Source organism: uncultured Cetobacterium sp. (genome assembly GCF_947039425.1).
Lineage (GTDB): Bacteria > Fusobacteriota > Fusobacteriia > Fusobacteriales > Fusobacteriaceae > Cetobacterium_A.
Genome location: NZ_CAMQYW010000240.1, coordinates 1 through 3,068 on the forward strand (window position 1 = coordinate 1; position 3,068 = coordinate 3,068).

At 27.5% G+C, this 3,068-nt stretch carries 5 protein-coding genes; all 5 read left to right on the forward strand.

Annotated features, from left to right (window positions below; genetic code table 11):
- The first annotated feature begins 776 nt into the window (after positions 1-776).
- Positions 777-1,172, forward strand: a complete 396-nt coding sequence (locus Q0V09_RS09815; protein ID WP_297489066.1) for a hypothetical protein — start codon at positions 777-779, stop codon at positions 1,170-1,172.
- 1 nt (position 1,173) lies between these two features.
- Positions 1,174-2,019 carry an ethanolamine utilization protein EutJ gene (gene eutJ, locus Q0V09_RS09820; RefSeq protein WP_297407616.1) on the forward strand — a complete coding sequence of 282 codons (846 nt, stop codon included), beginning with the start codon at positions 1,174-1,176 and terminating at the stop codon, positions 2,017-2,019.
- Positions 2,020-2,021: 2 nt separating this feature from the next.
- Positions 2,022-2,285, forward strand: coding sequence for a EutN/CcmL family microcompartment protein (locus Q0V09_RS09825; protein ID WP_297407614.1), 264 nt, complete (start codon positions 2,022-2,024; stop codon positions 2,283-2,285).
- A 14-nt stretch (positions 2,286-2,299) separates the two neighbouring features.
- Positions 2,300-2,947, forward strand: coding sequence for a cupin domain-containing protein (locus Q0V09_RS09830; protein ID WP_297407612.1), 648 nt, complete (start codon positions 2,300-2,302; stop codon positions 2,945-2,947).
- 1 nt (position 2,948) lies between these two features.
- The coding region (locus Q0V09_RS09835; protein ID WP_297489069.1) for a BMC domain-containing protein at positions 2,949-3,068 on the forward strand (120 nt) is incomplete at its 3' end.

Below are 3,068 nucleotides of genomic sequence, written 5' to 3' on the forward strand. Positions count from 1 at the left end.
ACTCTTTCCCTACACGACGCTCTTCCGATCTTGTCAACACAATGGATGTTTCCATCCATTGTGTTGACAATAATAAAAGTTGTATAGGGTGTGGAAAATGTATTAGTATCTGCCCAAAATCAGCTCTTAACTTAGTGGGAAAGGATATGAAAATATCTGAATTGTTAGATATTATAGAGGAAGATAGAATTTTCTATGAAACATCTGGTGGAGGAGTTACTTTAGGTGGTGGAGAGGTACTTATGCAACCTGAAGCAGCTATAAGTTTATTAATGGCTTGTAAAGATGTGGGAATAAATACAGCTATTGAAACATGCGGATATACAACATCACAAGTAATATTAAAAGCAGCAGAGTTTGCAGATTTATTTTTATTTGATATAAAACATATTGATTCAGATAAGCATCTTCATTGGACTGGAGTTAGAAATGAACAGATACTTGAAAATTTAGATCAGCTTTTAAAAAATAGATATAATGTTCAAATAAGAATGCCATTATTAAAAGGTGTAAATGATGATCCAGAAGATCTTAAAAAATTAATGGAATTACTTGAAAAATATAGAGGATTTAAAAATTTTAAAGGAATTGATCTATTACCATATCATAAAATGGGAATTAATAAGTATAAACAGTTGGGAAAAGAGTATTCTTTAAAAAATGAGGTTGTTCTTAATGATGAGGATTTAAATAGAATTGAATCATTGGTAAAAAAATATGATTTACCTGTTAAAGTTATTCGTCACTAATTATAAAATAAAAAAGTTGGTGAAAAATTGAAATATATAACAGAGGAATATTTAAGAGAGATATATAAAAGAGAGAGCTTTACAACATTTTATGTGGAAAAAACAGATAAAATAACTTTAAATGGAAAAGAGTTTTTAAAAAGTAAAAATATAGAGATAAAAGAGAATGAATCTATGAATAAACCAATTAAAATAAAAAAAGATACCTATATTTCACAAGATATTTTTAATCTATCTAAAGAATTGGCAGATATTTCAAAGAGTATTCAAGAAGATAATAGTAAATCTATTGAGAAATTAAAGTATATTTTAAGTGAATTAGAATTGGTAAAAAACTCTATGGAAGAGGAGTTATTAATTAAAAATATAGATATAGTTATTAAAAAGTTAACCAATATAATAACTAGATTAGTAGGAGGATAAAATGCCAAATAAAGATATAACTTTTGAATACTGTGATAAATTAGTTGATCAGTTTGAAAGAGTTATAAAAAATCCAATAAAAACTAAATCTTCAGTTTATTATACGGGAGTTGATTTAGGAACTGCTTGTGTAGTTTTAGCAGTTTTAGATGAAAACTATAATCCAGTAGCTGGAGCATATAGATATGCTGATGTTGTAAAAGATGGAATGATTGTTGATTACTTAGGAGCTATTAAATTAGTAAGAGAGTTAAAAGGAGAGATAGAGGAAAAGTTAGGAACTACTTTAATCTATGCTGCTGGGGCAATACCTCCAGGAACAGATCACCTTGATTCTGGAGCAATTAAAAACGTTATTCAAGCTGCTGGATTTGAAATTACAAATTTATTAGATGAACCAACAGCTGCTAATGAGGTTTTAAAATTAAAAAATGGTGCTGTTGTTGATATTGGTGGAGGAACAACAGGAACCTCAGTTATTGAAAATGGTAAAGTAATATATGTAACAGATGAACCAACTGGTGGAACACATTTTTCTTTAGTGATTTCAGGAGCATATAAATTACCATTTAAAGAAGCAGATATCTATAAAAGAGATATTAAAAACCATAAAGAGTTATTGCCTGTTTTAAAACCTGTTATTGAAAAAATAGGTTATATAATTAATAATCATGTGGGAGATTTTAATGTAAAGGATATATCTTTAGTTGGAGGAACAGCTTGTTTAACTGGAATTGAAGATATTTTAAGAAAATATACAAAATTAAATGTATATAAACCTAAAAATCCAATGTTTGTAACACCTCTTGGAATAGCTTTAAGCTGTACAAAAGAGATACAGGAATAACTATGATACTAGGAAAGTTAATAGGAAATATATGGGCCACAAGAAAATCTGAAGAGTTAAATGGATTAAAATTTATGTTAGCTGAAGAGATTTGTGAAAACAGAAAAGGAAAAAGATTAGTTGTTGTAGATATAATTGGTGCTGGAATAGGAGATAGAGTAATTATAACTATGGGTTCCTCTGCTAGAGAGATGTTAGGTAGAGAAAATGTGCCAGTTGATGCTATTATTGTGGGAATAATAGATGAAGACTGTGAAATAAAATAGAAAGGATTAACATAATGAAAAAATTGATCTGTTCTGAAGATGTAGAAAAATATGTATTAGAGGGAGTTAAGGAGATATACTTAGAAAAAAATACAATTTTAACTCCAGCAGCACAAGATACTATTAAAATTAATAACATTAAAGTTTTAGAAAAAACTGAGATTGAAAATAGTCAATGCAATATGGATAAAATGTTGGAATTATTTAAAAATCTTTTAGATAATAACTTACTTGAAGAGATGATAAGAAAACTTCTTAATATGAAAAACTTAAAGTTTGAAAAAATTCAAGATCCAAGTGGATTTATTGTAATAAAAGGTAATTCAATAAAAATGGAAAAGTTGAATACTAAAAATGAGAAAAATAATATTTCTTTTCAAAATATTCTAGATGATGAGGAATTTGGAAAAGTTTCAGGAGTTTTAAAAATGGGAAAATCTAATTTTTCTTGGAATATAGAATATAATGAAGTTTTTTATATAGTTAGTGGGAGTGTTAATATTTCTATTAAAGGAAATGAATATGTTGGAAATAAAGGGGATATTTTATATCTTCCAAAAAATACATATATTAATTTTAACTCAGAAAATATATGTGAAGTTTTTTACTCTTCTGAGGGTAAAAATTGGGTGAATAAACCTTTAGAAATAAAGGAGGATTAAAATGGAAGCATTTGGATTTATAGAAACAAAAGGACTTGTACCAGCTATTGAAAGTGCAGATGTAATGGTGAAAACAGCCAATGTAAATATAGTTGAGAAAACTTATGTAGGTGGTGGACTT

Excerpts from the sequence above, each read along its gene's own strand:
- Q0V09_RS09830 (WP_297407612.1), top strand. The coding sequence starts at position 2,300 with ATGAAAAAATTGATCTGTTCTGAAGATGTAGAAAAATATGTATTAGAG.
- eutJ (WP_297407616.1), top strand. The coding sequence starts at position 1,174 with ATGCCAAATAAAGATATAACTTTTGAATACTGTGATAAATTAGTTGAT.
- Q0V09_RS09825 (WP_297407614.1), top strand. The coding sequence starts at position 2,022 with ATGATACTAGGAAAGTTAATAGGAAATATATGGGCCACAAGAAAATCT.